Source organism: Streptomyces sp. 4N124, from assembly GCF_052245395.1.
In the GTDB taxonomy this organism is placed as follows: Bacteria; Actinomycetota; Actinomycetes; order Streptomycetales; family Streptomycetaceae; genus Streptomyces.
The window spans coordinates 41,570-67,231 of the sequence record NZ_JBQQBS010000023.1; the positions used below are offsets into that span (position 1 = coordinate 41,570).

At 71.2% G+C, this 25,662-nt stretch carries 25 protein-coding genes; 12 read left to right on the plus strand and 13 right to left on the minus strand.

Annotated features, from left to right (window positions below; translation table 11 throughout):
• Nucleotides 1-11 precede the first annotated feature (11 nt).
• From ACTWQO_RS23305 to ACTWQO_RS23315, 3 genes are all read right to left on the minus strand, one after another.
• Nucleotides 12-893: a hypothetical protein gene (locus tag ACTWQO_RS23305; protein ID WP_443239280.1), complete on the minus strand. Its 882-nt coding sequence runs from the start codon at nucleotides 891-893 to the stop codon at nucleotides 12-14.
• Between the two features lie 103 nt (nucleotides 894-996).
• Entirely contained in the window at nucleotides 997-2,523 is a 1,527-nt protein-coding gene (locus ACTWQO_RS23310) for a hypothetical protein (protein WP_443239281.1), read from the minus strand.
• A gap of 84 nt (nucleotides 2,524-2,607) precedes the next feature.
• Nucleotides 2,608-3,303 carry a GntR family transcriptional regulator gene (locus tag ACTWQO_RS23315; RefSeq protein ID WP_362947724.1) on the minus strand — a complete coding sequence of 232 codons (696 nt, stop codon included), beginning with the start codon at nucleotides 3,301-3,303 and terminating at the stop codon, nucleotides 2,608-2,610.
• Nucleotides 3,304-3,479: 176 nt separating this feature from the next.
• Here ACTWQO_RS23315 and ACTWQO_RS23320 point away from each other — a divergent pair, with 176 nt between their 5' ends.
• From ACTWQO_RS23320 to ACTWQO_RS23340, 5 genes are read left to right on the plus strand one after another with little or no spacing between them, the layout of a single operon-like run.
• Nucleotides 3,480-4,781 (plus strand): MFS transporter, encoded by a 1,302-nt coding sequence (locus ACTWQO_RS23320; RefSeq protein WP_443239282.1) that lies wholly within the window; start codon nucleotides 3,480-3,482, stop codon nucleotides 4,779-4,781.
• A complete protein-coding gene (locus ACTWQO_RS23325; protein WP_443239283.1) occupies nucleotides 4,778-5,599 on the plus strand; it encodes a putative hydro-lyase in 822 nt (273 codons plus the stop codon). Before ACTWQO_RS23320 ends, ACTWQO_RS23325 begins: the two co-directional genes overlap by 4 nt.
• Before the next feature lie 52 nt (nucleotides 5,600-5,651).
• Nucleotides 5,652-6,410 (plus strand): LamB/YcsF family protein, encoded by a 759-nt coding sequence (locus tag ACTWQO_RS23330; protein ID WP_443239284.1) that lies wholly within the window; start codon nucleotides 5,652-5,654, stop codon nucleotides 6,408-6,410.
• Entirely contained in the window at nucleotides 6,407-7,024 is a 618-nt protein-coding gene (gene pxpB / locus ACTWQO_RS23335) for a 5-oxoprolinase subunit PxpB (RefSeq protein ID WP_443239285.1), read from the plus strand. The genes ACTWQO_RS23330 and pxpB overlap by 4 nt, the downstream gene beginning before the upstream one ends.
• The gene (locus ACTWQO_RS23340; RefSeq protein WP_443239286.1) at nucleotides 7,021-7,890 is read left to right on the plus strand and encodes a biotin-dependent carboxyltransferase family protein; all 870 of its coding nucleotides are present in this window, start codon (nucleotides 7,021-7,023) and stop codon (nucleotides 7,888-7,890) included. Before pxpB ends, ACTWQO_RS23340 begins: the two co-directional genes overlap by 4 nt.
• Before the next feature lie 125 nt (nucleotides 7,891-8,015).
• Here the strand turns inward: ACTWQO_RS23340 and ACTWQO_RS23345 are convergent, their stop codons facing one another.
• From ACTWQO_RS23345 to ACTWQO_RS23365, 5 genes are all read right to left on the minus strand, one after another.
• Nucleotides 8,016-8,876 carry an SGNH/GDSL hydrolase family protein gene (locus ACTWQO_RS23345; protein WP_443239287.1) on the minus strand — a complete coding sequence of 287 codons (861 nt, stop codon included), beginning with the start codon at nucleotides 8,874-8,876 and terminating at the stop codon, nucleotides 8,016-8,018.
• Nucleotides 8,873-10,039: a glycosyltransferase gene (locus ACTWQO_RS23350; protein WP_443239288.1), complete on the minus strand. Its 1,167-nt coding sequence runs from the start codon at nucleotides 10,037-10,039 to the stop codon at nucleotides 8,873-8,875. Before ACTWQO_RS23350 ends, ACTWQO_RS23345 begins: the two co-directional genes overlap by 4 nt.
• Nucleotides 10,036-11,166 (minus strand): glycosyltransferase family 4 protein, encoded by a 1,131-nt coding sequence (locus ACTWQO_RS23355; RefSeq protein WP_443239289.1) that lies wholly within the window; start codon nucleotides 11,164-11,166, stop codon nucleotides 10,036-10,038. Before ACTWQO_RS23355 ends, ACTWQO_RS23350 begins: the two co-directional genes overlap by 4 nt.
• 139 nt (nucleotides 11,167-11,305) lie before the next feature.
• Nucleotides 11,306-12,724 carry a HEAT repeat domain-containing protein gene (locus ACTWQO_RS23360; protein WP_443239290.1) on the minus strand — a complete coding sequence of 473 codons (1,419 nt, stop codon included), beginning with the start codon at nucleotides 12,722-12,724 and terminating at the stop codon, nucleotides 11,306-11,308.
• Between the two features lie 322 nt (nucleotides 12,725-13,046).
• A complete protein-coding gene (locus ACTWQO_RS23365) occupies nucleotides 13,047-13,439 on the minus strand; it encodes an ankyrin repeat domain-containing protein (RefSeq protein WP_301978254.1) in 393 nt (130 codons plus the stop codon).
• 256 nt (nucleotides 13,440-13,695) lie between these two features.
• On the opposite strand from ACTWQO_RS23365, the gene ACTWQO_RS23370 reads away from it, so the two are divergent.
• Both ACTWQO_RS23370 and ACTWQO_RS23375 read left to right on the plus strand, forming a co-directional pair.
• On the plus strand, nucleotides 13,696-13,890 hold the full coding sequence (locus ACTWQO_RS23370; protein ID WP_016434155.1) for a hypothetical protein: 195 nt from the start codon (nucleotides 13,696-13,698) through the stop codon (nucleotides 13,888-13,890).
• 43 nt (nucleotides 13,891-13,933) lie between these two features.
• Nucleotides 13,934-15,538 carry a hypothetical protein gene (locus ACTWQO_RS23375; protein ID WP_443239291.1) on the plus strand — a complete coding sequence of 535 codons (1,605 nt, stop codon included), beginning with the start codon at nucleotides 13,934-13,936 and terminating at the stop codon, nucleotides 15,536-15,538.
• Nucleotides 15,539-15,670: 132 nt separating this feature from the next.
• Here the strand turns inward: ACTWQO_RS23375 and ACTWQO_RS23380 are convergent, their stop codons facing one another.
• Nucleotides 15,671-17,179 carry an SCO1417 family MocR-like transcription factor gene (locus ACTWQO_RS23380; RefSeq protein WP_443239292.1) on the minus strand — a complete coding sequence of 503 codons (1,509 nt, stop codon included), beginning with the start codon at nucleotides 17,177-17,179 and terminating at the stop codon, nucleotides 15,671-15,673.
• Nucleotides 17,180-17,243: 64 nt separating this feature from the next.
• On the opposite strand from ACTWQO_RS23380, the gene yczE reads away from it, so the two are divergent.
• From yczE to ACTWQO_RS23400, 4 genes are all read left to right on the plus strand, one after another.
• The gene (gene yczE, locus ACTWQO_RS23385) at nucleotides 17,244-17,945 is read left to right on the plus strand and encodes a membrane protein YczE (RefSeq protein WP_443239293.1); all 702 of its coding nucleotides are present in this window, start codon (nucleotides 17,244-17,246) and stop codon (nucleotides 17,943-17,945) included.
• Nucleotides 17,942-18,709, plus strand: a complete 768-nt coding sequence (locus tag ACTWQO_RS23390; RefSeq protein WP_443239294.1) for a glycerophosphodiester phosphodiesterase — start codon at nucleotides 17,942-17,944, stop codon at nucleotides 18,707-18,709. Before yczE ends, ACTWQO_RS23390 begins: the two co-directional genes overlap by 4 nt.
• Before the next feature lie 42 nt (nucleotides 18,710-18,751).
• Nucleotides 18,752-20,098: an MFS transporter gene (locus ACTWQO_RS23395; RefSeq protein ID WP_443239295.1), complete on the plus strand. Its 1,347-nt coding sequence runs from the start codon at nucleotides 18,752-18,754 to the stop codon at nucleotides 20,096-20,098.
• A gap of 267 nt (nucleotides 20,099-20,365) precedes the next feature.
• Nucleotides 20,366-20,740, plus strand: coding sequence for an RNA polymerase-binding protein RbpA (locus ACTWQO_RS23400; protein ID WP_003977404.1), 375 nt, complete (start codon nucleotides 20,366-20,368; stop codon nucleotides 20,738-20,740).
• Nucleotides 20,741-20,841: 101 nt separating this feature from the next.
• Here ACTWQO_RS23400 and fxsA read toward each other — a convergent pair whose 3' ends face one another.
• The 4 genes from fxsA to ACTWQO_RS23420 form a co-directional block, all read right to left on the minus strand.
• Nucleotides 20,842-21,417 (minus strand): FxsA family membrane protein, encoded by a 576-nt coding sequence (gene fxsA, locus ACTWQO_RS23405; RefSeq protein ID WP_443239296.1) that lies wholly within the window; start codon nucleotides 21,415-21,417, stop codon nucleotides 20,842-20,844.
• A gap of 72 nt (nucleotides 21,418-21,489) precedes the next feature.
• Nucleotides 21,490-22,290: a polyprenol monophosphomannose synthase gene (locus tag ACTWQO_RS23410; RefSeq protein WP_443239297.1), complete on the minus strand. Its 801-nt coding sequence runs from the start codon at nucleotides 22,288-22,290 to the stop codon at nucleotides 21,490-21,492.
• A 554-nt stretch (nucleotides 22,291-22,844) separates the two neighbouring features.
• Entirely contained in the window at nucleotides 22,845-24,452 is a 1,608-nt protein-coding gene (locus ACTWQO_RS23415) for an amidohydrolase (protein ID WP_443239298.1), read from the minus strand.
• 47 nt (nucleotides 24,453-24,499) lie between these two features.
• Nucleotides 24,500-24,940 (minus strand): Lrp/AsnC family transcriptional regulator, encoded by a 441-nt coding sequence (locus tag ACTWQO_RS23420; protein ID WP_125508282.1) that lies wholly within the window; start codon nucleotides 24,938-24,940, stop codon nucleotides 24,500-24,502.
• A gap of 268 nt (nucleotides 24,941-25,208) precedes the next feature.
• Between ACTWQO_RS23420 and ACTWQO_RS23425 the strand changes: the two genes are divergently transcribed.
• Nucleotides 25,209-25,655 carry a hypothetical protein gene (locus ACTWQO_RS23425; protein ID WP_443239299.1) on the plus strand — a complete coding sequence of 149 codons (447 nt, stop codon included), beginning with the start codon at nucleotides 25,209-25,211 and terminating at the stop codon, nucleotides 25,653-25,655.
• Nucleotides 25,656-25,662: the final 7 nt, after the last annotated feature.

The following is a 25,662-nucleotide window of genomic DNA, read 5'->3' on the forward strand; positions in this document are numbered from 1 at the left end:
AGTCGATGCGGTCAGGAGTGGAACGGCAGCCCGGCGTCGGCCACCAGCTCCAGGTCGTCGGACTCCTCGGCGGGCAGCAGCGTCGGCGTCCCGTCGGTGACCGGCACGACGCCCAGTTCCAGCAGCTCGGCCATGGCAGCACTGCCCGCCATGTCGCGCACCTGGAGCTGATACCGGGCCGTCGTCCGGTACGTCCCGCCGTTGTCGTCGCCCGTGCGCTGCAGAAACCCGGAGTCGGTCAGAAAGGCGACAGCCTTGCCGATGATGCCGGTCGTCGAACCGGCCAGTCTCCGCGCGTCCTTGGTGGCACCGGTCGCACTCCGTCTCACCCAGATCCGCCAGGCGGCCTCAAGCCCGGGCGCGTCCGTGGCCGGATCGGTGTTCTCCCCCCGCACCTCGGCCCGCTCCTCCAGCCGCCGACAGGCTTGCCGCACGAATGCGTCGACCCCATTGACCGTGATCCGCCCGATGTACCCGTCATCAGCGAGGTCCTCGGGCCGCGGGAACGCCATTGCGGCAACGGCGAGATGAGCGAGCCCATGCAGGAACCGGTCCCCACCGTCGGCAGACGTCCGCCGCGCATAATCCCCCATCCGCACGGCGAACACCGAGTCCTCGGCAGCGGTAACGGCCATCCCCGCGCGGGGAGACACCTCCAGCACGACAAGACCGAGCCCGGCGGCAACGGCATCGGCAAGCCGGGCGAACGCCGGATCCTCCCGGTACCGCCGCAGCAACTCGGCATACTCCTGATCCCGCGCAGGCTGCAGTTTCGGCTGCAACCCAAAGGCAACGAGCCGAGCAGCATCGGCGGCATCGGCAGGCGTGACGGCGGCAGATGCCGACGCGGAGGCGGCAAGCTCCGGCTCACTCCAGTCGACGTGCTCGGTCACGATCGCAACTCCTCGGGCATCTGGCAAACAGGCGGCAGGACAAGGCTTTTAGGGGCGCGGGGAACTGCGCGACCAGCCACAGACAACCCGCAGACGGCAGACATCACGCAGCCTCACTCCGATCCGCCGCCATCCCCACCGCATCCAACAAAGCCGTCCCGACAATCAAATCCGCACCCCCGAACTCGGGATCATCCAGCTCGGTCCCGTCGTCCACGGCGAACAGCAGCTTCTCCTCCCCCTGCCGGTAGGCGGTGCCCACAGACGGACTGGCCGCATGAACAGCCAACAGAGCCACCAGATAAGGCAACTCAGGGTCCAGCCGACGCGCGTCAACCAGCAGCCCCGACAACCGCCTGGGCGCATCCGCAGGCAGATCCAGCAGCTCCATCGCCGCAGCCAGCTGCTCCTCACTGAACCGACTGTCATCCGGCGTGGCAATGAGATCCGGCTCAGGCATCTCCGCACCGAGATGCTCCCGCTCCACCGGCGGAGTCAGCAGTATGTCCACAAGGTCCCCCACCCGAACGGACACCGGCGTACGCAACCCCGTCCCGCGAGCGAAGAACGCATCCGTGACCCGAACCGCCCGCTCCAGCTCCAACGGCAGCACCGGCGCGACAAGATGCCCGTACAGATCGATCCCCGACGACGTCATAGGCGTAGCGAACGCCTGCCGGTCCTGCTCCGCCCGGAACAGCGGCCCGGCCTCCAGCAGTCGCGACTGCAACTGCGTGTGCCGTCGAATGCAGTCCTTCACGATGTCGACCAGCTCGGCCGCACGCCGCTTGTGCTCGGGGTCCTCGGACTCGTCCCGCGCCTTGCGGATGTTCGTGAGGATCGCGTTCTCGTGCCGATAGCGGTCGGCGACATGCTCCAGCGCCTCGGCGATCATGTCGGGTACGGCGCTGAGCCAGTCGACGGCGCGCACATTGCGCCGGGTGGCATCCAGCGCCCGCCGCAGTGTCTCGGAGTACTGCACGGTCCGATACCGGGCCTGCTCGGCGGCGAGCTGCGCGTCCGCGAGCCGCCCCCGGTTGATCAGCACCTCCAGCTTGACCTCGGCGGCGATCTGGGCGCTCGTGACGTCGGTGTCGAGGGCGCCCACCAGCACATTGACGGCTTCGTCCGTCGTACGGAGATAGACGCTGCCGCCGGGCCCCGGCACCTCCTCGATCAGCTTGAAGTCGTAGTCCCGCCGAACATACGTACCGTCCGGCGCGAAGGTTCCGTAAACCGCGCGAAAGCCGCGATCGACGCTGCCGACATTGATCAGGTTCTCCAGCACCCACCGGGCCACCCGCTCATGCTCGACGACGGGCCGCTGCGGGGCCTGCGCGGCGATACGCGGGATGAGCCGGGCGACGATCTGGTCGTGGTCGGCGCCGGTGTCGAAGTCCATGTTCAGCGTGACGAGGTCGATGGCGGAGAGGGCGACCTCGGCCATGCCGTATACCGAGTACTCGCCCGCGAGGTTGGCCTTGCGGGCATCCAGATCGTGCAGCGGCGCGGTGCAGGCGAGCGCGCGCAGCCGCCGCGCCAGTCCCTCGTCGGCGGCCGGGCCCGGAGCTGGGCGCGGCCCCGCGGTGAACTGGGGCGGAACACGGTCCGTCGACGCAGGCGAAGTCACGGTGCACAGACTAAGTCCTCGGTCTGACAACGCCCCAAACGACTCAGATGCGCCCCGGCGTCACGGTTGTCACACCCGGATCTGCTATCCGTCCTCGCCCACGCGCCGCAGGTACACCTCGACCACCCGCTCCAACGAGTCGTCGAGATAGACCGCGAGCAGCTTCTCGGCCTCGACCGGCTCGCCCGCCTGCAGCGCCTGGAGGATCTGCAGATTGCGCGCCAGGTACGGCTCGTGCAGCCGCCTCGGGTCGTCCACGACATGGAACGCCAGCCGCAGCTCGGCGAAGACGCTCCGCATCAGCTCGTCGGTGCGCTCGCTGCCGGCGAGCGAGACCAGCTCCCGATGGAAGTGGATGTTGGCCGTACCCAGCCCTTTCCAGTCACCTTCACGCGCCGCCCGCTGTCCCTCGGCGACGGCCTCCGCGAGCCCGTCGAGCGCGTACGGCGGTTCGCCGAGCCCCCGGACGACGGCGCACTCGACCAGGCCGCGGGTGCGGTAGATGTCCTCGACATCCTCGACGGTCAGCACCCGGACGAAGACGCCCCGGTTCAGCTCGTGGACGAGCAGGCGTTCATGGGTGAGCAGCCGGAACGCCTCGCGCAGGGTGTTGCGGGAGACGCCGAGCGCGCCGCCGATGCTGTCCTCCGACAGCCGCGTCCCGGGCGGGAAATAGCCCTCGGCGATCCGGCTCCTGAGGATGTCCGAGACCCGTTCGGCCGTGCTGGTGCGCCCGAGGAGGGCGCGGTCGTCGGCCAGTCCCGACAGTTGCTCTGCCATGCCCGGAATTCAACCGCAGACACAAGAACGAAACAACATGGGTATTGAAGGATCGTTGAACGATCCTCTACGTTGCTACGAACGGCGCCGCCGTCCCGCTCACGACGGCGCCGTCGGCTTCCGCACGGCCCGGCTCAGTCCTCACGCACCCTCCGTCCTCCCTCTGCGAGGTGCCCATGAGCACGACCCCTCCACCGCAGGCCCTGACCAGCGACGCCCGCACGGCCACAGATGAAAGCACCGCCGACGACGGCGCGTTGGGCTGGCTGCGCGCCCTGGGTCCGCGCGGCCGCCGCGCCTTCGCCGGCGCGTTCGGCGGCTATGCCCTCGACTCCTACGACTACTTCACGCTGCCGCTGAGCATGGTCGCGCTGGCCGCGTACTTCGGCCTGAACAGCGGCCAGACCGGCCTGTTCACCACCGTGACGCTGCTGGCGTCCGGCATCGGCGGCGCCCTCGCGGGGGTGATGGCCGACCGGTTCGGCCGGGTCAGGGCACTGATGATCACGGTGATCACCTACGCGGTCTTTACCGTCGCCTGCGGCTTCGCCCCCAACTTCGAGTCCCTGCTGGTCTTCCGCGCCCTCCAGGGCCTCGGCTTCGGCGGCGAGTGGGCGGTCGGCGCGATCCTGGTCGCCGAGTACGCGAGCGCCAAGCACCGGGGCCGCACGCTCGGCGCGATCCAGAGCTCCTGGGCGGTCGGCTGGGCGCTGGCCGCGATCATGTACACGCTGGTGTTCTCGGTCCTGGACGACGATCTGGCCTGGCGCGTGATGTTCTGGACCGGAGCGCTGCCCGCGCTGCTCGTCGTCTGGATGCGGCGCCGGGTGCAGGACGCGCCCGAGGCGATAGCGGTACGGCAGAAGAGCGCGGGCAAAGGCTCCTTCAAGGCGATCTTCAAGCCGGGTCTGCTCCGCACCACGATCTTCGCGATGCTGCTGTCCACCGGCGTCCAGGGCGGCTACTACACGCTGGCCACGTGGGTACCGACGTACCTGAAGACCGAGCGCGGCCTGTCGGTCGTCAACACCGGCGGCTATCTGACGTTCCTCATCTCCGGCGCCTTCCTCGGCTATCTGACCGGCGGTTACCTCACCGACCGGCTCGGCCGCCGTCGCAACATCTGGCTGTTCGCGCTGCTGTCCGCGGTCTGCATCCTGGCGTACGGGAACATCCCGAGCGGCGCCAACACCCTGCTCCTGGTGCTCGGTTTCCCGCTCGGGTTCTGTATGTCGGCGATCTTCAGCGGCTTCGGATCCTTCCTGAGCGAGCTGTACCCGACCGCGGTGCGCGGCGCGGGACAGGGATTCACCTACAACGCCGGTCGCGCCGTGGGCGCCGTCTTCCCCACGACCGTCGGCTTCCTGGCCGACAGCTGGGGCGTGGGCGGAGCACTGGTCTTCGGGGCGATCGGATACGGCGTGGCCGCGCTGGCGCTGTTCGGGCTGCCCGAGACGCGCGGGAAGGAACTGGAGTGAACCGCACGGAAGACCGCCCCTTGACCCTCGTCGACGGGCACGCGCACGCGTGGAGCCCGAACAACGCCCGCACCCGTTTCCGCGCGGGTCTGACAGGTCCCACCGCCGGGGTCGCCGCAGGCCACACGCAGGCCAACCTGATCGCCGTGCCCGCGGACTGGGCGTACGACCTGGTGGTGTTCTGCCAGCGCAACCCGAAGCCGTGTCCGGTGCTCGACATCACGGATGCCGGTTCCTTCACGACGGTCCTCGCGGACGGCGCCGATCTGCGCACCGATCTGCCGCGCTACCGGGTGTGGGAGAACGGCGAGTTGGTGGACGAGCCGACGGATGTGCGCGGGCACTGGCGGGACGACCTGGTGTCGGTCCTCATCGGGTGCAGCTTCACCTTCGAGTGGGCGCTGGCCGAGGCGGGTGTCCCGATCCGCCACCTCGAACAGGGCCGCAACGTCCCGATGTACGTGACCGGCCGTCCGTGCCGTCCGGCGGGGCGGCTGCACGGCCCGCTGGTGGTGTCCATGCGCCCGGTGCCACCGGAACACCTGGCGGCGGCGATCCGGGAGAGCAGTCTGCTCCCGGCGGTGCACGGCAGCCCCGTGCACTGCGGCGATCCGTCGGGGCTCGGCATCGATGACCTCGCCCGTCCCGACTTCGGCGATCCGGTGGACATCGCCCCGGACGACATCCCGGTGTTCTGGGCCTGCGGAGTGACTCCGCAGGCCGCCGTGATGGCGTCGCGACCGCCGTTCGCCATCACCCACGCACCGGGGCAGATGTTCCTCACCGACGCCCGCGACGAACAGTTCCGCGTGGCATGAACAGCGGCATGAGCACTGGCATGAACAGCGGCATGAACACCAGAGGGGACCGATGACCGCGATCGATCTGAACGCCGACCTCGGCGAGGGCTTCGGCCGTTGGCGGCTCACCGACGACGAGCAGCTGCTGTCCGTCGTCACCAGCGCCAACGTGGCCTGCGGCTTCCACGCCGGGGATGCGGTCACCATGCGCCGCGTGTGCGAGCTGGCGGCCGAGCGCGGGGTACGGATCGGGGCACAGGTCGCCTACCGGGATCTGGCGGGGTTCGGGCGGCGCGCGATGGACGTGCCGTCCGCCGAGCTGGCGGCCGAAGTGGCGTACCAGATCGGCGCCCTGGAGGTGTTCGCCCGCGCGGCGGGCACGCGCGTGTCGTACGTCAAGCCGCACGGCGCGCTCTACAACCGCGTCGTGCACGACGAGGAGCAGGCCGGCGCGGTCGTCGACGGCGTGCTCCTCGCGGACGCCTCTCTGCCCGTGCTCGGGCTGCCCGGCTCCCGGCTGCTGGAGCTGGCCGGGAAGGCCGGACTGCCGGCCGTCACAGAGGCGTTCGCGGACCGCGCGTACACCGAGGAGGGCACGCTCGTCCCGCGCGGGCAGGACGGCGCCGTGGTCACCGACCCGGACACCGTCGTGGAACGCTCGGTGGGGCTGGCCCGCTTCGGCGTCGTCACGTCCCACTCCGGGGCGCAGATCGACGTACGGGCCCAGTCCTTGTGCCTGCACGGCGACACCCCGGGCGCGGTGGAGCTGGCCCGCCGGGTCCGGGAGGGGCTCCAGGAGTCCGGCGTCCGGGTGGAGGCCTTCGGATGAGGGTGCTGCCTGTCGGTGACGGCGCCCTGCTCGTCGAGGTCGCTTCCGGGGACGAGGCGCAGGCCCTGCACGCGGAGTTGCTGCGGCGCCGCGCGGAGGGCTCCCTCTCCGTCGGCGAGATCGTCCCCGCGGCCCGCACGGTCCTGCTCGACGGCCTCGCCGACCCGACCCGGCTGGCCGCCGACCTGACCGCCACCGCAGTACCGCCCGTTCCCCCACGCGCGCGTGACGTGATCGAGCTCCCGGTGCGCTACGACGGTCCGGACCTGGCCGATGTGGCGGCGCACTGGGGTGTGCCCGAGCGGGAGGTGGCCCGTATCCACGCGGAGACCGAATTCCGCGTCGCCTTCTGCGGTTTCGCGCCCGGCTTCGGTTACCTGTCCGGTCTGCCGGAGCGCTATGACGTCCCACGCCGGGCCACGCCACGGACCGCCGTCCCCGCCGGTGCGGTGGGACTCGCGGGCCCCTACACCGGCGTCTACCCGCGCTCGTCGCCCGGCGGCTGGCAGCTGATCGGCACCACGGACGCCGTGCTGTGGGACCACGCGCGCGTGCCGGCCGCGCTGCTGTCACCGGGCACGCCCGTCCGTTTCGTCCCGGTGGGGCCCTCATGACGGACCGTGCGCTCGTCGTCGTACGGGCCGGTGCCCTGACCACCGTGCAGGACCGCGGGCGTCCCGGTCACGCGCACCTCGGCGTGCCCCGCTCCGGCGCCCTGGACGGGCCCGCTGCGGCCCTCGTCAACCGCCTCGTCGGCAATCCCCCCGAGGCCGCCGTCCTGGAAACCACGCTCAACGGCTGCGCCGTACGCCCCCGTTCGGCGGTCACCGCGGCGGTCGGGGGCGCCCCCTGCCCCGTCACCGTGGACGGCCGCCCCGTCGCCTGGGGCACACCGGTCCGCGTTCCGGCAGGGTCGGTGCTGGACATCGGCTCCGCCGTCTCCGGCGTACGCGGCTACCTCGCCGTCGCCGGCGGCATCGCCGTCGACCCCGTGCTCGGCAGCCGCTCCACCGACCTGCTCTCCGGCCTCGGCCCACCACCACTCACGGACGGCACGGTGCTGCCTCTGGGGCACCCCGTCGCACCGCACGCGCGCGTAGACGCGGCCCCGCATCCGGCTCCCCCGGCCGAACTGATCCTGCACGTCACCCTCGGCCCCCGCGACGACTGGTTCACCCAGGACGCGATCCGCACCTTCACCTCACGGCCGTACCGCGTATCCGCCTCCAGCAACCGCATCGGCCTACGCACCGAAGGACCCGCCCTGGAGCGAGCCTTCCCCGGCGAACTCCCCAGCGAGGGAATGGTGCTGGGCGCAGTCCAAGTGCCCCCAGACGGCCGCCCAGTGATCTTCCTTGCCGACCACCCGACCACCGGGGGCTACCCAGTGATAGCGGTGGTCCGCACCCCCGACCTCCCACCCGCCGCCCAGGCAGCCCCCGGAACCCCGGTCCGCTTCATCCCCGTACGCCACCGCTGACCCCCTGCGTGTCACCGTCGGGGCCTTGCAAACGCCGGGTGCGCAACCGCGCCCCGTCAGGGGCGCGGGGAACTGCGCGACCAGCCACAACGCACCCGCAGATATCCACGGCCGAACCAGCGGAGCTACGCCGCATCCGGCTCCGGCTGCTGGTCCAACTCCATCGACAGCGCAGCCAGCGCAGCGGACACCGCATGCGCCGCCCGCAGATCGAGCTTCGCACTCGTCCCGCGCGCACGGTGCCGCATCTCGTCGGCGGCCAGCGTCAACAGGTTGGGCAACAGATCGGTGCACCGCCGGATCACCCACGCCGTACCCGCGGTGGCCAGCCACAGCAGGCTCGCCGACTTGGTCGGCGGCGCGAGCTCCGGCACGGGCGAGGGCGCGAACCCCTTCGCGACCCCCCTCTCGGCCAGCAGCCCGTGGAACCGCAGCGCCAGCTCCCGGTGCCCCCGCTCGCTGGGGTGCAGCCGGTCCGCGCTCCAGATCGCCCGGTCCTGGGCCCACTCCTCCTCGGCGGCGTGCAGATGCACCGCGCCGTACCGCTCGGACAGCGCGTGGACCACCGTGTTGACCGCGCGCTGCCTCCGAGCCAGCGGGCGGGCCAGTGATCCCGGCAGCCTCAGCATCGAACCGGGGTCGGGCAGACAGGCGGTGAGGACGATCGTGCCCTGGGCGGCGAAGGCCGCGTACACCTTGTCGAGCCGTTCGGCCACGGCGTGGATGTCGAAGGTGTAGCGCAGCGTGTCGTTGACGCCGATGACGACGGACGCCACGTCGGGCCGCAGGTCCAGCGCGGCGGGCAGCTGACGTTCCAGCACATCACGCGTCTGCGCCCCGCTCACGGCGAGGTTGGTGAACTGCGCGGGCTCCACACTGAGCCCGTCGGCGAGCAGCGCGGCCCAGCCGCGCCAGACCTTCCCGACGGGATCGCCCACCCCTTCGGTGAGCGAATCCCCGAGGGAGACGAAACGCAGCGGTCTCATATCACACGCTCCGGCACGACCCGGTGCACCTGTCCTGTCACCACCGCGTCGTGCGCGGCGAGGAACGATTCGACCGCCGCGCCCCATCCGAAACACTCGGCACGCGCGCGTGCGGCCTCCCGGCGGTCCGCCTCGGACCGCTCCAGCAGCATGTCCACGGCGTCCGCGAAGGCCGCTCCGCGGTCCGCGGCGGTGGCTCCGGCGGAGCCGATCACCTCCGGCAGCGCCGACGAGGCGCTCGCCACCACCGGCGTGCCGCAGGCCATCGCCTCCAGCGCGGCGAGTCCGAACGTCTCGGCGGGCCCGGGCGCCAGGCAGACATCGGCGGACGCCTGGAGCGCGCCCAGCGCGCCCTTGTCGTTGAGGTGCCCCAGGAAGGTGACCGGAAGCGAACGCTCCCGCGCCCGCTGCTCGAGACGCTCCCGCAAGGGACCGTCACCGGCCACCACCAGCCGCACCCGGCGCCCGCGCCGGACCAGCTCGTCGACGGCGTCGATCGCGGTGCTGGGCCGCTTCTCCACCGACAGCCGGGAGCACATCACCAGCAGAATCTCGTCCACGCGCGCGTACTCCTCGCGCAGACCCGCATCCCGCAGTGCGGGATGCCGTTCCATCACATCGACGCCCAGCGGGGCCCGTACGACATTGCGTGCCCCGATCCGCACGAACTCGCGCTCGGCGAACTCGGTGGTGCACACGATCCGCGAGTAGGTGTGCGCCGTACGGACGTTGAGGGCGTCGGCGGTCCGCCGGGACAGGTTCTCCGACAGACCCCAGGTGCGCAGCACGCCGTCGGCGGTCTCGTGGGAGACCATCACGGCGGGGACCCGGGCGCGGCGCGCCCACTTGCCGGTCCAACGCAGGGTCGTACGGTCGGAGACCTCCAGGCGGTCGGGGCCCAGCTCCTCCAGGAGCTTGGCCACACGCCGCTTGTCGATGAGCACGCGGTAGCCGCCGGTGCCGGGCAGCAGCGGCCCGGGCAGGGTGATCACCCGGCCCTGCTCGGTCTCCCGGTCGGAGTACCGCTCACCCGGCACGATCAGCACCGGCTCGTGCCCTGCCGCCTTGAACCCCTTGCCGAGCTCGCGCAGGGCGGTGCGCAGACCGCCTGAGGCGGGCGCGACGAAGTTCGCCAGCCGGACGATGCGCAGTGACTCGTTCACGCCGCCACCACCGTCTTCTTCCGTGTCTTCAGCACCTCGGCATAGTGCCCGATGAGCTGGTCTCCGACGGCCGCCCAGGTGCGGCCCTCGACCATGTCGCGGGCTGCGGTGCCGTACGCGGTACGCAGCGCGGGGTCGGCGGCCAGCGTCCGCACCGCGTCCCGTACGGCGCCCGCGTCACGCGGCGGCACCAGCAGCCCGGTGCGCTCGTGGGCGACCAGGTCCAGCGGACCGCCCGCGGCGGGCGCGATGACGGGCACACCGCTCGCCATGGCCTCCTGGACGGTCTGGCAGAACGTCTCGAAGGGGCCGGTGTGCGCGAACACGTCGAAGGAGGCGAAGATCCGGGCCAGGTCGTCGCCGGTGCGGCGGCCCAGGAAGACCGCGCCCGGCAGGGCCTCGGCCAGGTTCGGCTGGCTGGGTCCGTCGCCCACGATCACGACGCGGACGCCGGGCAGCTTGCAGGCACCGGCGAGCAGCTCGATGTGCTTCTCGGGGGCGAGCCGCCCGACGTAGCCGACGATCACCTCGCCGTTCGGTGCGAGTTCCCGGCGCAGTGCCTCGTCCCGGAGGTCGGGGCGGAAGCGGACGGTGTCCACGCCGCGCGGCCACAGCTTCACCCGGGGCACGCTGTGTGCCTCCAGGTCGCGCAGGGACACGCTGGACGGCGCGAGGGTGAGGTCGGCGGCGGAGTGGACGGAGCGGATACGACGCCAGGCCGCGGCCTCGCCGGCGCCGACGTAGGTGCGGGCGTAGCCGGCCAGGTCGGTCTGGTAGATGGCCACGGCGGGGATGCCGAGCCGGGCGGCGGCGGCCATGCCGCGGACGCCGAGGATGAAGGGGCTGGCCAGATGGACGATGTCCGCGCGGTGCTCGATGAGCGCGGCGGCGAGGCGTCGGCTGGGGAGAGCGACGCGCACCTGGGGGTAGCCGGGGAGCGGTAGGGAGGGGACGTGGACAACGGGGCACGGCGCGAGGCCGGCCGCTTTGTTCCCGGGAGCGGGAGCGGGAGCGACGACGAGTGGAGCGTGACCGCGATCGACGAGGTGTCGGGCGGTCTGGAGCGCGCAGTGGGCCACGCCGTTCACGTCGGGGGGAAAGGATTCGGTCACGATGACGACACGCATACGGGTGTTGTCGCCGTACTGGACGTGGCCGCGTCAACGTGGATCTTTCCCAACGGCGAACGACTCGTGAGCGTTCCGCTGTCCACCCAATCAGGCCAGATCCCGTCCATAGGACCCTGACCCGCGAGTCATCTCGTGTTCACACAGCGGGCGCGTCGGGGCCGATCCGGCCGCGTACGGCTGTCTGGACCTCGGCCTCCTCGGCCGGGTCCGCGGCGAGCCTGCGCAGCTGCTCCACGACCCGGGCATCGCCGGTCTCGGCGTGCCGGGCGGCGATCTCGCGCGTGGCTTCCTCGCAGTCCCAGAGGCATTCGACGGAGAACCCGGCGGGGAAGGAGGGATCGGTGGCGGCGAGGGCCCGGGCGGCCCGGCCGCGTAGATGGGATGACGCCGTCTCGCGGTAGATATGCCGCAATACGGGCGCCGCACAGGCGATTTCAAGCCGCCCGGCGCCGTCCACCAAGGTCCACAGCGTCGGTGCGTCGGGCCCTTCGCCCCGTACGGCATCCCGCAGCGCCCCCAGAACCAGGTCTCGGTCCCCGGCGCCGCCACGGCACGCGAGCACCCGTCCGGCGGCGGCACCCAGGACGTCGGGCCGCCGGGCCCAGCGTCGGGCCCGGTCGACGGCGGCAATACTGCGCATACGTTCGAATGTGCCGACGGCGGCCTCCACGACGGCCGTCGAGCCGGTGGCCACGGCGCCCTCGATCAGATGGAGGGCATCCGGATCGTTGCTGTCGGCGAGGTAGCGCAGCGCGGTGCAGCGGGCGCCCTCGGTGCCGTCCTTGGCGGCGGCGACGATGTCCGGCCGATCCTCGGGGCCGGCCACGGCGGTGAGACAGCGAGCGGCCGGAACATGGAGCGCCACGCCGCGTTCCACGCCCTGCTGGGCCCACTCGAAGACGGCCTGCACGCTCCACCCGGGACGCGGTCCGCTCGGGCTCATCTGGCGTTGCCAGCGGTCGAAACAGCCGGTCTCCTGGGCGGCACGCACGCGCGTGGCGATGGATTCGCGCGGATCCTCGGCCCACAGGCGCCACGGCCGTGGCTCGAAGGCGTCACGCACGGTGGCGGCCAGCTCGGCCTCACCCTCGGCATCGGCGGGGAAGCGCGCCAGGACGGGGGCCGCGAGGGCACGCAGTCCGGCGTCGTCGTCCCGCAGGGCGAGCTCGTCCAGCGCCCAGGCCCAGTTGGAGCCCACGGCGGCATACCTGCGCAGCAGTTCCAGGGCGTCCCGCCTGCCGTACGAGGCGAGGTGACCGAGGACGGCCAGGGCGAGCCCGGTGCGTGACTCCTCGGTGTCGAGGGCGTCCTCGACGTCGAAGAGGTGGGCCTCGATCTCGTCCAGCTCGCCGTTCAGGTCGAGGTAGAGACGGGCGTAGTACAGCGAGCGGTTCTCCACCTGCCAGTCGTGGCGGGGGTCGTGCAGCACGCAGTGGTTCAGTGCCGCGAGCGCTTCGGCGCGCGGGGCGGTGAGCGCGTGCAGCGTGCCGTCGCCGCGGCCCCGCTGGAGCAGGCCGAGCAGCGTACCGCTGGGCGCTATGACCGGATCGAACATGGGAAACAGCCTCACATCAAGCGTCGACGCAACCGGGATCTTGCTCTACCTGGCCGCGTGACAACACGTCGGGGCGCCCGCCGTTTCCTGCTTGCTGTAAGCCATCTTCCTCTGCCTCTCGTTGGTGGCCCGTGCGGACCGCTCACGGCCCGCGCGGTGCGGCAACATCTGCCCAGCCATCGCGTCCGTGAATCACGACGTCATGATGACTCGGCAGTTCTGCCTGCCGCGACCGAAATTTCGGGCGGCCCCGTACCGCCTCCCCCGTTGTTCGTTTCCTGCCTGCTTCGGATTTCTGTTTTGCCTGGTCAGGACGTTGAGATCAGTGTGCGCCGAACAACTCCAGCAGTTCGGCCTTGCCGAACATCCGAGCCGTGTCGATGGCCGACGGAGTACCCGCGGCCGGGTCGGCGCCACCCTCCAGGAGGGCTCGGATCACTTCTTCCTCACCCTTGAAGACGGCCCCGGCGAGGGGTGTCTGCCCCCGGTCGTTGATCCGGTCCGCCTCGGCACCCCGGGCCAGCAGCGCCCGTACCGCGTCCGCGTGCCCGTGATAGGCGGCGAGCATCACCAGGGAGTCACCGCGGTCGTTGGTGAGGTTGGCCGGTACACCCGCGTCGACATAGGCCACGAGCGCCTCGGTCCGCCCCTGCCGGGCAAGATCGAAGATCTTGGTTGCCAGCTCCACGACCTCGGGGTCGGGGGCTTCAGTCATCGGCCGGACCACCTCTCACTAGTACGGGTGAATCGCCAGCGTACTGGCTTCCCGGGCACATGACCGGGTGCGCGCGGGGCAATGATCATCGCAGGACCGCACGGTGCGCCCCGACCTGCCCGAACCGCCGATGAACACTACGCCGGGTGGGGGAAATCTGCCGAAATTCACCCAGTTGCACCTTTAATAGTATGGATACATCCTGTGAGCCTGGAAGTACTCATGGTGACTGTCCCCGCGAACCAGGAGAACTCACATGATCCTGTCCATCTCAGGCGTGGTCCTGCTCGGCATCATCGTCTTCCTCTTCTTCCGCAAGGACGGCCTCAAGGCGTCGCACGCCCTGGTCTCGGCCTTGTTCGGCTTCTATCTGGCGAGCACGGCGATCGCCCCGAGCATCAAGGCCGGCGGCGAGAGCCTGGCGAGCCTCCTCGGCGGAATCAAGTTCTGACGCCGCCCTCCCGCCCGTACGCACGCATCTTCAGGAGACAGCAGTGGCCCGCCGCCCCCTCCCCCGCATTCTGAGCAACGGCAGCGCACAGCTCGCCCGGAGCCGGGAGCTGGCCCGGACGGCGGCCGACAGCGCCACCGATGTTCTCCACCCGCTGATCACGATCACCCGCGGACTGCGCCGGCTGGCAGGGGCCGGACGGCGCAAGTGGGCCGACACCGCCAAGGACCGGCGCGGGCCGCTGCTGTTCCTGGTGGCCTCGGTGATCCTGGTCGTGGCGCTTCTTCCGTACGGCCCACTGCTGGCCGTCATCACCGTGATGGCGGCGGCAGCCTGGCAGGGCCGGGACCGCACCCGGCCGGCCCCGGACGGCCCCGACGAGTCGCAGGCCAAACGCCTCCAGGCGCTGTACGAGGCCCTGGTCCCGTACTTCTCGACCGCCGAGGACCCCGCGCCCCTGTACGCGCACGGCGGCGCGTGGGAGAAGGCCTTTCCGACCCACGGCTTCGACGACACCGGCCGCGTCACGCACCTGGTGATCCGCTACCCGGCGTACTTCACGGACGGCGAGGCCGAGGCCCGGGCCCGTATCGAGTATCTGATCACCGCCAAGTCCGGACGCGGCCGCGAGTACCACTTCACCTGGGACGAGGAGGGCAACCTGCTCACCGTCACAGTGCTCGCCCCGCTGCCGACCGACATCGCCGCCCAGCGTTTCGTCACGTCCCCCGGCGAGACGGTCCTCGGCTTCACCGACCCCATCCAGGTCCAGCGCACGCTCCCCCTCACCTTCGGTGAGGAACAGCGCGATGTCCCACCGGTCGTCTGGCGCACCGGCGTCCGCTCGACCGAGCCGCACCTGCTGGCCGTGGGGCAGCCGGGCAGCGGCACCTCGACCCTGCTGCGCTCCATCGCCCTCCAGGCCCTCCAGTACGGCGACGTCCTGATCGTCGAGGGCGGCGGCACCGGCGAGTACGCCTGCCTCACCGGCCGGGACGGTGTGCTGGCCGTGGAGTGCGCACTGGCCGGGGCGCTGGCGAGCCTGGAGTGGGCCTCCGCCGAGACGGAGCGCCGCCTGATCGCGGTCAATCGCGCGCGTCAGGCGGGCCACCCACCGCCGGACGACACCAAGCGTCCCCTGTGGATCCTCCTGGACCGCCCGAGCGCCTTCACCCACGTCGCCGCCGCGGACGGCCGCAAGGACCCGCAGTCCCTGCTCCAGGTCCCGCTCCGCCACGGTCGTGCGGCGAACGTCAGCGTGGTCGTGGCCGACCAGTTCGACAGCCTGGACATCTTGAGCGATCCGGTACGGCAGCACACCCGCGCGCGGGTCGTCCTGGGCCCGGCCACGGCCGACCAACTGAAGACGATCCTCGGCACACCCCCGCACACCACCCCCGTCACCCACGTCCCCCCTGGCCGCGGCTACGCCCGCCTCGGCACAGGCCAAGTCCACCGCCTCCAGGTCCCCGCCACCCCGGACCCCTACGACGACACCACAACAGAGGCCCACCGCCAGGCGGTACTGGCCCTCCTCCCCCCGAAAACAACACCGGCGGACGCGGAACCGGAACAACTGCCGGAAGAGTCGGGAGAGCCGGAACCCAAGCAACTCACCGAAAAGGCAGCCGCCGTGGAACCCGCGTAGCCGGAACGTCAAGCTGCGGGCATGCGTGCGCCAAGCAGCGGGCGTTCGTGCCGCCTGGGGCGGCACGGGTGGGCGCAGGCGGCACACCGCAAGCGCCGGGCCGCGGCACCCCACCCCGCGCCCCCCACACAGTTACGCCACAAACGAACGAGGCGTCTCAGTCCCCCCGGCTCCCCCAGCCCCACCGCTCTCCACCAACCGAGCCGCAGCAGCCAGCCGCGCCGCAGCCTCCTCCGCCACCGCACCCCCCACAGTGAACGGCAACCGCACATACCCCTCGAAGGCCCCGTCGACCCCGAAGCGAGGCCCGGACGGCACCCGTACCCCCACCCGCTCCCCCGCCTCCGCAAGCCGCGACCCGGACAGTCCCCCGGTCCGCACCCACAGCGTCAGACCACCGCGCGGCACCTCGAACTCCCACTCCGGCAGCTGCCTGCGCACCGCAGCCACCAGCGCCTCCCGATTGTCCCGGGCCTGACCACGCCGCACGTCCACCGCCTTCTCCCAACCACCGGTGCTGAACAGCCAGTTCACGGCCAGCTGCTCCAGCACAGGCGTCCCAAGATCCGCATACGCGCGCGCGGCGACCAGGCTGCGGATCACATCGGGAGCCGCCCGCACCCACCCGATCCGCATCCCGGCCCAGAACGCCTTGCTCGCGGACCCCACGGTGATGACGGTCGACCCGGCAGGGTCGAAGGCACACACGAGCCGCGGCATCTCGACCTCGTCGTCCAGCCACAGCTCGCTCATCGTCTCGTCGGCGATCAGCACGGTCCCCGCCGACCGCGCCGCATCGACCAACTGCCGCCGCTGGCTCTCATCCGCCAGCGCACCGGTCGGATTGTGGAAGTCGGCGACGACATAGGCGATCCGCGGCGCCGCCTCCCGCAGCACCTGCCGCCACCGGTCCATGTCCCACCCGGCAAGCCCCTCGGCCATGGCGACGGGCACGAGCCGGGCACCCGCCTCCCGCATCAGCTGCAGGATGTTGGCGTACGAAGGCGACTCCACCGCGATCCGCTCACCCCGCCCGCCGAAAAGGTGGCAGATGGCGTCGATGGCACCCATCGCACCCGTCGTCACCATGATCTGCTCGGGCATGGTCGGAATCCCGCGCGAGGTGTACCGCTCGGCGATCATCGCGCGCAGCGCCGGCAGCCCCGCCGGATAGTCGCCGTGCGTGTGCGCGTACGGCGGCAACTCCTCCAGCGCCCCCTGCACCGCCCGTGTCAGCCACGGCTCGGGCGCGGGCAGCGCCGCGCAGCCGAGGTCGATCATCGAGCCGAGCGCCTCGGGCGGCAGGGGCTCCAGACCGCGTGCGGGCAGCGGATTGCCGGCCGGTACTGCGGTCCAACTGCCCGCTCCACGCCGGGACTCCAGGAATCCCTCGGCACGCAGCGCCTCGTAGGCCGCGGCGACGGTCGTACGACTGACGGAGAGGGAGAGGGCCAGCTCGCGTTCGGCGGGCAGCCGCGCGGCCACCGGGACGCGGCCTTCGAGCACGAGCAGCCGGATGCCGTCGGCGAGCGCGCGGTAGGCGGGCGGACGGCGCGTGCCCGGACCCGCCGGGCGGTCCTGCTGGGAGCCGAGCAGCCGGGCGAGCTGAGCCGCCCCCACGGCCGATGTCCACTGCGCCATGGAAATCAGTCCACCTTCCCCGAATTGGCCATGGATCACACTTCTCCTCAAGCCACAGGGTGTCATGCATCAGGCCACAACCACCACCATGGGGGGGAACGTCTTGTCCGCGAAGGGCCAGAAGGGCCAATTGACGCGCCGACTGATCCAGCTGTACGCGGGTCTCGCCCTCTACGGAGCGAGTTCGGCCCTGCTCGTCGAGGCGGGACTGGGGCTTGAGCCGTGGAACGTGCTGTACCAGGGCTTGGCCGAGCTGACGGGCCTGACGATCGGCGTGGTGTCGATCGTGGTCGGCGCGGCGGTCCTGCTCCTGTGGATCCCGCTGCGCCAGCTCCCCGGCCTCGGCACCGTCTCCAACGTCTTCGTCGTCGGCATCGCCATGGACGGCACCCTCGCCCTGCTGCCCGCCGCCCACTCCCTGACCGTACGCATCCCTCTCCTGGTCGCCGGAATCCTGCTCAACGGCGTGGCCACCGGCCTCTACATCGCCGCGCGCTTCGGTCCGGGCCCCCGGGACGGGCTGATGACCGGGCTGCATCAGCGCACCGGCCGCTCGATCCGGCTGATGCGGACGGCCGTCGAGGTGGCGGTGGTCGTGACGGGCTTCGCCCTCGGCGGCACGATCGGTGTCGGCACCCTCCTGTACGCGGTCTCGATCGGCCCGCTGGCCCAGCGCTTCCTGCGCGTGTTCGCCGTCCCGTCGGCACCGGGCGGCAGCACGGTCGTTGCCGAAGGGCAACCCCATGGGGCGATACTTCGTCCGTGAGCACGCGGATACGCCACCCCTATCTCGACCACCCCGGCCCGATCGCCTTCGCCCACCGCGGCGGCGACGCGGACGGCCTGGAGAACACCGCGCGGCAGTTCCGGCGCGCGGTGGAGATGGGCTACCGGTACCTCGAGACCGACGTCCACGCCACGTCGGACGGAAAGCTCGTCGCCTTCCACGACGCGACCCTGGACCGGGTGACCGACGGGGCGGGCCGGATCGCCGACCTGCCGTGGAGGGACGTGGCGCACGCGCGCGTGGCGGGCACGGAGCCGGTGCCCCTCTTCGAGGATCTGCTCGAGGAGTTTCCCGACGTTCGCTGGAATGTCGATATGAAGGCCGAGCCCGCGCTCCACCCGCTCCTCGATCTGATCGAGCGCACGAACACCTGGGACCGGATCTGCGTCGGCTCCTTCTCCGAGGCGCGCGTGGTACGCGCCCAGCGGCTGGCCGGGCCGCGCCTGGCGACGTCGTACGGCACCCGGGGCGTGCTGAACCTGCGGCTGCGCTCCTGGGGCGTGCCGGCGGCGCTGCGCCGCTCGGCGGTCGCCGCTCAGGTGCCCGAGACCCAGTCCGGCATCCAGGTGGTGGACCACCGCTTCCTCCGCACCGCCCACGCGCGCGGGCTGCAGGTGCATGTGTGGACGATCAACGAGGCCGACGATATGCACCGGCTCCTCGACCTGGGAGTCGATGGCATCATGACCGATCACATCGACACATTGCGCAAGGTCATGGAGGACCGGGGCCTCTGGGTGTGAGCCCCGGCAGGCGCTGGCCTTCTCGGGGAAGCGAGGGCACGGGTGGGCACCGGCACCGTGCGGACGGAAGCGGCCGACGAGGCCACGGGACGGCGGCGTGAGCAGCACGGCTGGTATTTCTACGACTGGGCGTGCTCCGTCTACTCGACGAGCGTGCTCACCGTGTTCCTGGGCCCCTATCTGACCTCGGTCGCGAAAGAGGCCGCGGACGGGGACGGATTCGTGCATCCCCTGGGAATCCCGGTCCGCGCGGGGTCCTTCTTCGCGTACTCGGTGTCCCTGTCGGTGATCGTGGCCGTGCTGGTGATGCCTCTGGTGGGCGCCGCCGCCGACCGCACCGGCCGCAAGAAGCCGCTCCTCGCGGCCGCTGCCTACGTGGGGGCCGCGGCGACGACGGCGATGTTCTTCCTCGACGGGAACCGCTATCTGCTCGGCGGCCTCCTGCTGATCGTCGCCAACGCCGCCCAGTCCGTCGCGATGATGCTCTACAACTCCTACCTGCCGCAGATCGCCCCGCCTGAGGAACGCGACGCGGTCTCCTCCCGGGGCTGGGCGTTCGGCTATGCGGCGGGCGCGCTGGTCCTCGTACTGAATCTGGTGCTCTATCTCGCCCACGACACCTTCGGTGTCTCGGAGGGCACCGCCGTCCGCATCTGTCTCGCCTCGGCCGGTCTGTGGTGGGGTGCCTTCACCCTCATCCCGCTACGACGGCTGCGGGATCGCCGGTCCACGGCGAAGGAGGCGACCGCCCCCGGATTCCGGCAGCTGGCGGCGACCGTCCGCGACATGCGCCGCCATCCGCTGACGCTGGCGTTCCTGCTGGCCTATCTCGTCTACAACGACGGCATCCAGACAGTGATCTCCCAGGCCTCCGTCTACGGCTCCGAGGAGCTGGGGCTCGGGCAGTCGACGCTGATCGGGGCGATTCTCATGGTCCAGGTGCTGGCGGTGGTGGGCGCCCTCGCGCTGGGGCGGCTGGCCCGGGTGTACGGCGCCAAGCGCACGATCCTCGGCTCGCTGATCGCCTGGACGGTGACGTTGGGCGCGGGCTACTTCCTGCCGGCGGGCGCGCCGGTCTGGTTCTTCGTGCTCGCCGCCGGGATCGGGCTGGTTCTCGGCGGCAGCCAGGCACTGTCCCGCTCCCTGTTCTCGCATCTGGTCCCGCCCGGAAAAGAGGCCGAGTACTTCTCGGCGTACGAACTCAGCGACCGGGGCATGAGCTGGCTGGGCCCTCTTCTGTTCGGTCTCACCTACCAGCTGACCGGAAGTTATCGGGACGCGATCATCTCTCTAGTGGCCTTCTTCATCCTGGGATTTGCCCTGCTCGCACGGGTTCCGGTGCGGCGGGCGATCACCGACGCGGGCAACCCCGTTCCGGACAGGATTTAGCGCTCAAGGCGAAAGGGCGGTAGTGTACGCGTTTGGCCTGCCAGGCGTACCGTTACTGCGCGTCAAAGATGCCGAAACGCTGGGTGACATCTGCTAGCAGATGTGACAAACCGGGCACTGGTGGGTACAACAAGGGGCGGCTACGACGGCGACGCATGACCCGGAACGGGACACGGAACGGGAATCTTTACCGCCGACCGGACGTTGACCGGATGACGACGACAGCGACACCTGTCCTGTGGGCGACAAGCCCGGGAGGCACGATTCATGAGTGAGCGAGCTCTTCGCGGCACGCGCCTCGTGGTGACCAGCTACGAGACGGACCGCGGCATCGACCTGGCCCCACGCCAGGCCGTGGAGTACGCATGCGAGAAGGGGCACCGGTTCGAGATGCCCTTCTCGGTCGAGGCGGAGATCCCGCCGGAGTGGGAGTGCAAGGTCTGCGGGGCCCAGGCACTCCTCGTTGACGGCGACGGCCCTGAGGAAAAGAAGGCCAAGCCCGCGCGTACACATTGGGACATGCTGATGGAGCGGCGCACCCGCGAGGAACTCGAAGAGGTCCTCGAGGAGCGCCTGGCAGTTCTGCGGTCCGGTGCGATGAACATCGCGGTACATCCGCGCGACAGCCGCAAGTCCGCGTGATTCCTGCGGGGCTTGGGCAGTAAGTAACGCACGCACAACCGCGGGCGCCGTACGTGAGGTTCACGTACGGCGCCCGCGGTTTTGGTGTGCCCGGGCGGGCCTCAGCCCGTGAGCGGCGGACGCGGACCCTGCGGGGCGTCCCCCGGCTCCTCCCGGATGACCTCACCCTGCACGACCTTGCCGTCGGGGCGGTGCATGCGCGCCTGCTGGAAGGCATCGCCCAGGGTGCCGGAGCCGGCTTGACTCAGGGTGCGCTCGAAGGTCCGCTGCGCATACCGGCTGATGGCCTTCTGGACCGGCGGGACCAGCAGGAGCAGGCCCACCGCGTCCGAGACCAGACCGGGGATCATCAGCAGCAGACCGCCGAGCATCATCAGCCCGTTGCCCTCGCTGTTGGCCGACGGGGCCGGGGGTGTCGCACCGCTCTGCTGCTGTTGCAGCGTCTCGGTGAGGTTCCGGAAGGCACGGCGGCCGGCCCGCTTGATGACCACCGCGCCGAGCACGAACCCGGCGAGCAGCAGCAGGAACACCGTGAACCCGCTGGAGGCGCCCGCGACCACGGTCAGCAGCCAGATCTCCAGCACCAGCCAGGCGGCGATGGACAGCGGCAGGAAGGTGCGCAGCCGGGAGCGCCGGGGCCGTGCGGGGTGGGTCGGGGTCGGAGCGCCAGTCGTCATGCGTCCAGTGTGCCTGGGTCCGGCTCAGTACGGGATAAGAGGACGATCAATGGGGCCTGTGAGGCCGTAGGGCTACGACTGTGACGGCTTGCCCCGGCCGAAGACCTTGCCGACCCGCTCCCCCACGCCCCATGTGGTGACCCGCCACAGCGCCTCCACGAGGATGTCCCGGCTCATCTTGGAGTCGCCGTACTCGCGCTCCACGAAGGTGATGGGGACCTCGACGACGTGGTACCCGGCCTTGATCGCGCGGCGGGCCAGGTCGACCTGGAAGCAGTAGCCCTGGGAGGCGACCTCGTCGAGGCCGAGGCCATCCAGGGTCTCGCTGCGGAAGGCGCGGTAGCCGCCGGTGACGTCGCGGATGGGGACATCGAGCAGCACGCGCGAGTAGAGGCTGCCGCCGCGGGAGATGAACTCACGGGACTTGGGCCAGTTCACCACCCGGCCGCCGGGCACCCAGCGGGAGCCGAGCACCAGATCGGCGCCCTTGAGCGCGGTGAGCAGCCGGGGCAGTTCCTCGGGCTGGTGGGAGCCGTCGGCGTCCATCTCGATCAGTACGCCGAAGCCGTGCTCCATGCCCCACCGGAACCCCGCGAGGTAGGCGGCACCGAGGCCCTCCTTGCCCTTGCGGTGCAGGACATGGACCTGGTCGTCCTCGACGGTCAGCTCGTCGGCGAACTTGCCCGTGCCGTCGGGGCTGTTGTCGTCGGCGACGAGCACGTGAGCCTTGGGGACGGCCTTGCGCACCCTCCCGACGATCGCCTTGATGTTCTCCGCCTCGTTGTAGGTCGGGATGATCACCAAGGCCGTGCCGAGCGGCCCGAACTGCCTCCCCTGGCTCTGTGCCGCGAGGGTCCCGTCGCCGTCGTTCACTGCTGCCCCTTCGTGTCCGTGCGCAGGGGTCCACCATAGTGGGCGCTGCCTGCGTGGACGCGTCAGAAGGGTCGTACACCGGTGTCGATTCGGCAAGAGCCGGGTAAGTGTCCCCTTTTCGACGTCTGTGATCCATGACGTCCGCGGGTCTGCGGATGGGGGCCCGGCGCCCTTCGGGCCGACCTGGGACCCGCTGGCTGCGGGTCGACCGAAAGGCCGTTGTCTACTGAGCGCCCGGGCCCCACCCGGGTCACACCTCCCCGACCGGCCGGAACGTTCCCTCGTCGCGGCGCGGGCGCTGAGCCTGGCTGCCAGTGGCGGTGCCCCGGTGCTGCGACACCGTCCCTGACCCAGCGGCGTGGCGACGACTGCACGGAGGTTCTCCGGTCGGGCGTCCGGTGGTGGACTGGGCCGAACCTACCGGCCCCCCGCCATCGGCTGTCAACAGCCGTTTGACCTGCGGTTATCTACTCAAAGCCCTGGTCAGTGCGGAGGATACGCAGGTCGAGCGACAGTGCGCCGGACGTCGATCTTGTGCACGCCACCCCGTGAGATCACTCGCCCGGCCGTACAAACACGGTTCGTCCGCCGACCACGGTCCGCAGGCAGACGGGGAGGTCGGCGCCCGGGCTCAGATCGGGCAGACCGGGGGTGCCGGAACGGGGGTCGGTCGACCAGCGAGCGACCCGGTCGTCAGGGGCCTGCACGACCAGTGCGTCGGTGCGCCACACGGCGTAGTCCGCGGGCGCGCCCGGCACCAGCACCCCCGCGTCGTCCCGTCCGACGGCCCGCCAGCCGCCCCGGGTGTGGGCGGTGAACGCGGCGCGCACGGAGATCCGGTGCTCGGGCGTCCGGTGGAAGGCGGCGGCCCGGACGGTGCCCCAGGGGTCGAGGGGCGTGACCGGGCTGTCGGAGCCGAAGGCGAGCGGGACTCCGGCGCGCAGCAGGGCCGCGAAGGGGTTCAGCAGGCGGGCCCGCGGTACGCCGAGACGCTGGGCGTACATGCCGTCCTCGCCGCCCCACAGCGCGTCGAAGGCGGGCTGCACGGAGGCGGTCAGACCGAGCTCGGCGAAGGCGGCCACGGTGTCCGGGGTGAGCATCTCGGCGTGCTCGACGCGATGCCGGGCGGCGCGGACGCGGGCGAGACCGACCTTCTCGGCGGCGGCGCGGACGCCGTCCACCACGGCCGTCACGGCGGCGTCCCCGATCGCGTGGAAGCCCGCCTGGAGGCCCGCCTCGGTGCAGGCGGCGACATGGGCGGCGACCGCGGCGGTGTCCAGGTAGGAGACGCCGGTGTGGTCGGCGTCGGCGTACGCATCGTGCAGACAGGCGGTGTGCGAGCCGAGGGAGCCGTCGACGAACAGGTCGCCGGCCGCGCCGACGGCGCCCAGCTCGCGCGCCTTCTCGACATCCTGCTCGGCCCAGTAGCCCACGACGCGCGGTCCGGGCTCCTCGCCCGCGAGCCGCAGCAGGCCCGCGAAGTCGTCCTCCGAGGAGATGTCGGGGCCGGCGCACTCGTGGACCGAGCCGATGCCGACGGAGGCGGCGTGGGCGAGGGCGGCGCGCTGGGCCTCGGTGCGCTGTGCGGGCGTCACGGCTGCGAACGCGGCGGCGCGTACGGCGTGATGGGCGTCGCGGGTGAGCGGTTCGTCGGCCCGCGTGACCTCGCCGGGGACCAGATCGAGCAGGGCCGTCGTGACGACCGCCGAGTGGACGTCGATGCGGGACAGGTACAGGGGGCGGCCGCCCGTCGCCTCGTCGAGTTCCGCGCGGGTCGGCGGGCGGCCTCCCGGCCAGCGGGCGGCGTCCCAGCCATGGCCGAGGAGGACCCGGTCGTCCGGGCGGGCGGCGGCGAAGTCCCGTACGGCGGCGAGGGCCGCGTCGAGAGAGGGAGCGGTGGACAGGTCCAGGCCGGTGAGGGCGAGACCGGTGGACGTGGTGTGGACGTGGGCGTCGGTGAACGCGGGGGTGACGAGCGCGCCGTCCAGGTCGACGACCTCGTCCACGCCCTCGGCGAAGGCGTCGGCAGCACCTTCGGAGCCCACCCAGGCGACCTGTCCGCGCTCGACGACCATCGCGGTCGCGAACGGATCGGCGGGGCTGTGGACCTCCCCGCGGCGGAGGAGGACGGTGCGGGGGGAGGCAGTGGCGCGTTCACTCATGAGGGACAGTTTCGCGCCTCACGCGCGGCGGCCTGTCGGCAGGGCGCTCAGATCCTTGGCGGCCGTGCCTCGTACGGCGTCGACAGCACCACCGTCGTCCGCGTCGAGACCCCCGCCAGCGACCTCACCCGGGCCAGCAGCTCCTCCAGCTCGTGCGGGGTGGACACCCGGACCTTGAGGATGTAGTTCTCGTCGCCCGCGACGCTGTGGCAGGCCTCGATCTCGGGCACGCCGGCCAGTCGCTCGGCGATGTCGTCGGGGGCGCTGGGGTCGAACGGCTTGACCGAGATGAAGGCGGTCATGGGCAGCCCGACCGCCTCGGGGTCGACGACCGCGGCGTACCCGCGGATGACGCCGCGCTGTTCCAGCCGGCGCACGCGCTGGTGCACGGCCGACGTGGACAGGCCAGTGGCCTTGCCCAGGTCGGTGTAACTCATCCGCCCGTCCTTGACGAGCAGCTGCACGATCTGTCGGTCCAGCTCCTCCATGGCGCAAGAACCTACAGTGCCGTTGATCTCCTCGGATACCTGAGCACTCCAGGTCATACCCGGTTCGTGATGTGCCCGAGAGCGGCCTGTGAGCGGACTGAGGGACAAACGTGCCACCCCGGGCACCTGCGGATGGCATGTGACGAACGCCACAGGCCCGCCGGATTCTCCGTGATGTTCCCGTGATTAACGCCGAGACGGGGCGGGAAGTGCTTGCTGTGGTCGAGGCCGCAGTGCCGTCACGGCCCAGCCCGAGGGGGAGAATCCCATGCAGAGTGTTAAGCGCCCTGGTCGAACCGCGCCCAAGCGGCAGCAGCCGGTCGTCGAGCCCCAGCCGGAGGGCGTCGAACCCGACGCTGCCGAGGCTCTCGAAGCGGAGGAGTTCGACGCGTACGACACCTTCGAGATGTACCGGGTGATCTGCCCGGACTGCGCACAGCCCATCGCCCTGCTGGCGGACGAGGAGATCCTGCCGGAGCACGCGCTGTGCGCTTCGCCGTGGAACCCGTTCGGGCTCACGGTCTGCGCCGGCACCGGCCGTCGCGCGTCCGAGGCCCGTCCCGCGGACGAGTCGGCCGAGCCCCAGGAGCAGGACACCGCCCTCCTGCTGACGCTTCCGCAGGGGCTGGACTGGCGCAAGCAGCCCTTCTCGCACGTCGGCGGACCGGGTTCGCGCCCCATGCGGGTCCCCGTCATGCGGCGTCACGCGGCCTGAGCCCGCT

What these genes read in the sequence shown, in the direction of transcription:
- ACTWQO_RS23315 (WP_362947724.1), bottom strand. Translation starts at nt 3,303, where the DNA reads ATGGCAGAGCAACTGTCGGGACTGGCCGACGACCGCGCCCTCCTCGGG.
- ACTWQO_RS23320 (WP_443239282.1), top strand. Translation starts at nt 3,480, where the DNA reads ATGAGCACGACCCCTCCACCGCAGGCCCTGACCAGCGACGCCCGCACG.
- ACTWQO_RS23330 (WP_443239284.1), top strand. Translation starts at nt 5,652, where the DNA reads ATGACCGCGATCGATCTGAACGCCGACCTCGGCGAGGGCTTCGGCCGT.
- pxpB (WP_443239285.1), top strand. Translation starts at nt 6,407, where the DNA reads ATGAGGGTGCTGCCTGTCGGTGACGGCGCCCTGCTCGTCGAGGTCGCT.
- ACTWQO_RS23340 (WP_443239286.1), top strand. Translation starts at nt 7,021, where the DNA reads ATGACGGACCGTGCGCTCGTCGTCGTACGGGCCGGTGCCCTGACCACC.
- ACTWQO_RS23345 (WP_443239287.1), bottom strand. Translation starts at nt 8,876, where the DNA reads ATGAGACCGCTGCGTTTCGTCTCCCTCGGGGATTCGCTCACCGAAGGG.
- ACTWQO_RS23355 (WP_443239289.1), bottom strand. Translation starts at nt 11,166, where the DNA reads ATGCGTGTCGTCATCGTGACCGAATCCTTTCCCCCCGACGTGAACGGC.
- ACTWQO_RS23360 (WP_443239290.1), bottom strand. Translation starts at nt 12,724, where the DNA reads ATGTTCGATCCGGTCATAGCGCCCAGCGGTACGCTGCTCGGCCTGCTC.
- ACTWQO_RS23365 (WP_301978254.1), bottom strand. Translation starts at nt 13,439, where the DNA reads ATGACTGAAGCCCCCGACCCCGAGGTCGTGGAGCTGGCAACCAAGATC.
- ACTWQO_RS23370 (WP_016434155.1), top strand. Translation starts at nt 13,696, where the DNA reads ATGATCCTGTCCATCTCAGGCGTGGTCCTGCTCGGCATCATCGTCTTC.
- ACTWQO_RS23380 (WP_443239292.1), bottom strand. Translation starts at nt 17,179, where the DNA reads ATGGCGCAGTGGACATCGGCCGTGGGGGCGGCTCAGCTCGCCCGGCTG.
- yczE (WP_443239293.1), top strand. Translation starts at nt 17,244, where the DNA reads ATGCATCAGGCCACAACCACCACCATGGGGGGGAACGTCTTGTCCGCG.
- ACTWQO_RS23400 (WP_003977404.1), top strand. Translation starts at nt 20,366, where the DNA reads ATGAGTGAGCGAGCTCTTCGCGGCACGCGCCTCGTGGTGACCAGCTAC.
- fxsA (WP_443239296.1), bottom strand. Translation starts at nt 21,417, where the DNA reads ATGACGACTGGCGCTCCGACCCCGACCCACCCCGCACGGCCCCGGCGC.
- ACTWQO_RS23415 (WP_443239298.1), bottom strand. Translation starts at nt 24,452, where the DNA reads ATGAGTGAACGCGCCACTGCCTCCCCCCGCACCGTCCTCCTCCGCCGC.
- ACTWQO_RS23420 (WP_125508282.1), bottom strand. Translation starts at nt 24,940, where the DNA reads ATGGAGGAGCTGGACCGACAGATCGTGCAGCTGCTCGTCAAGGACGGG.
- ACTWQO_RS23425 (WP_443239299.1), top strand. Translation starts at nt 25,209, where the DNA reads ATGCAGAGTGTTAAGCGCCCTGGTCGAACCGCGCCCAAGCGGCAGCAG.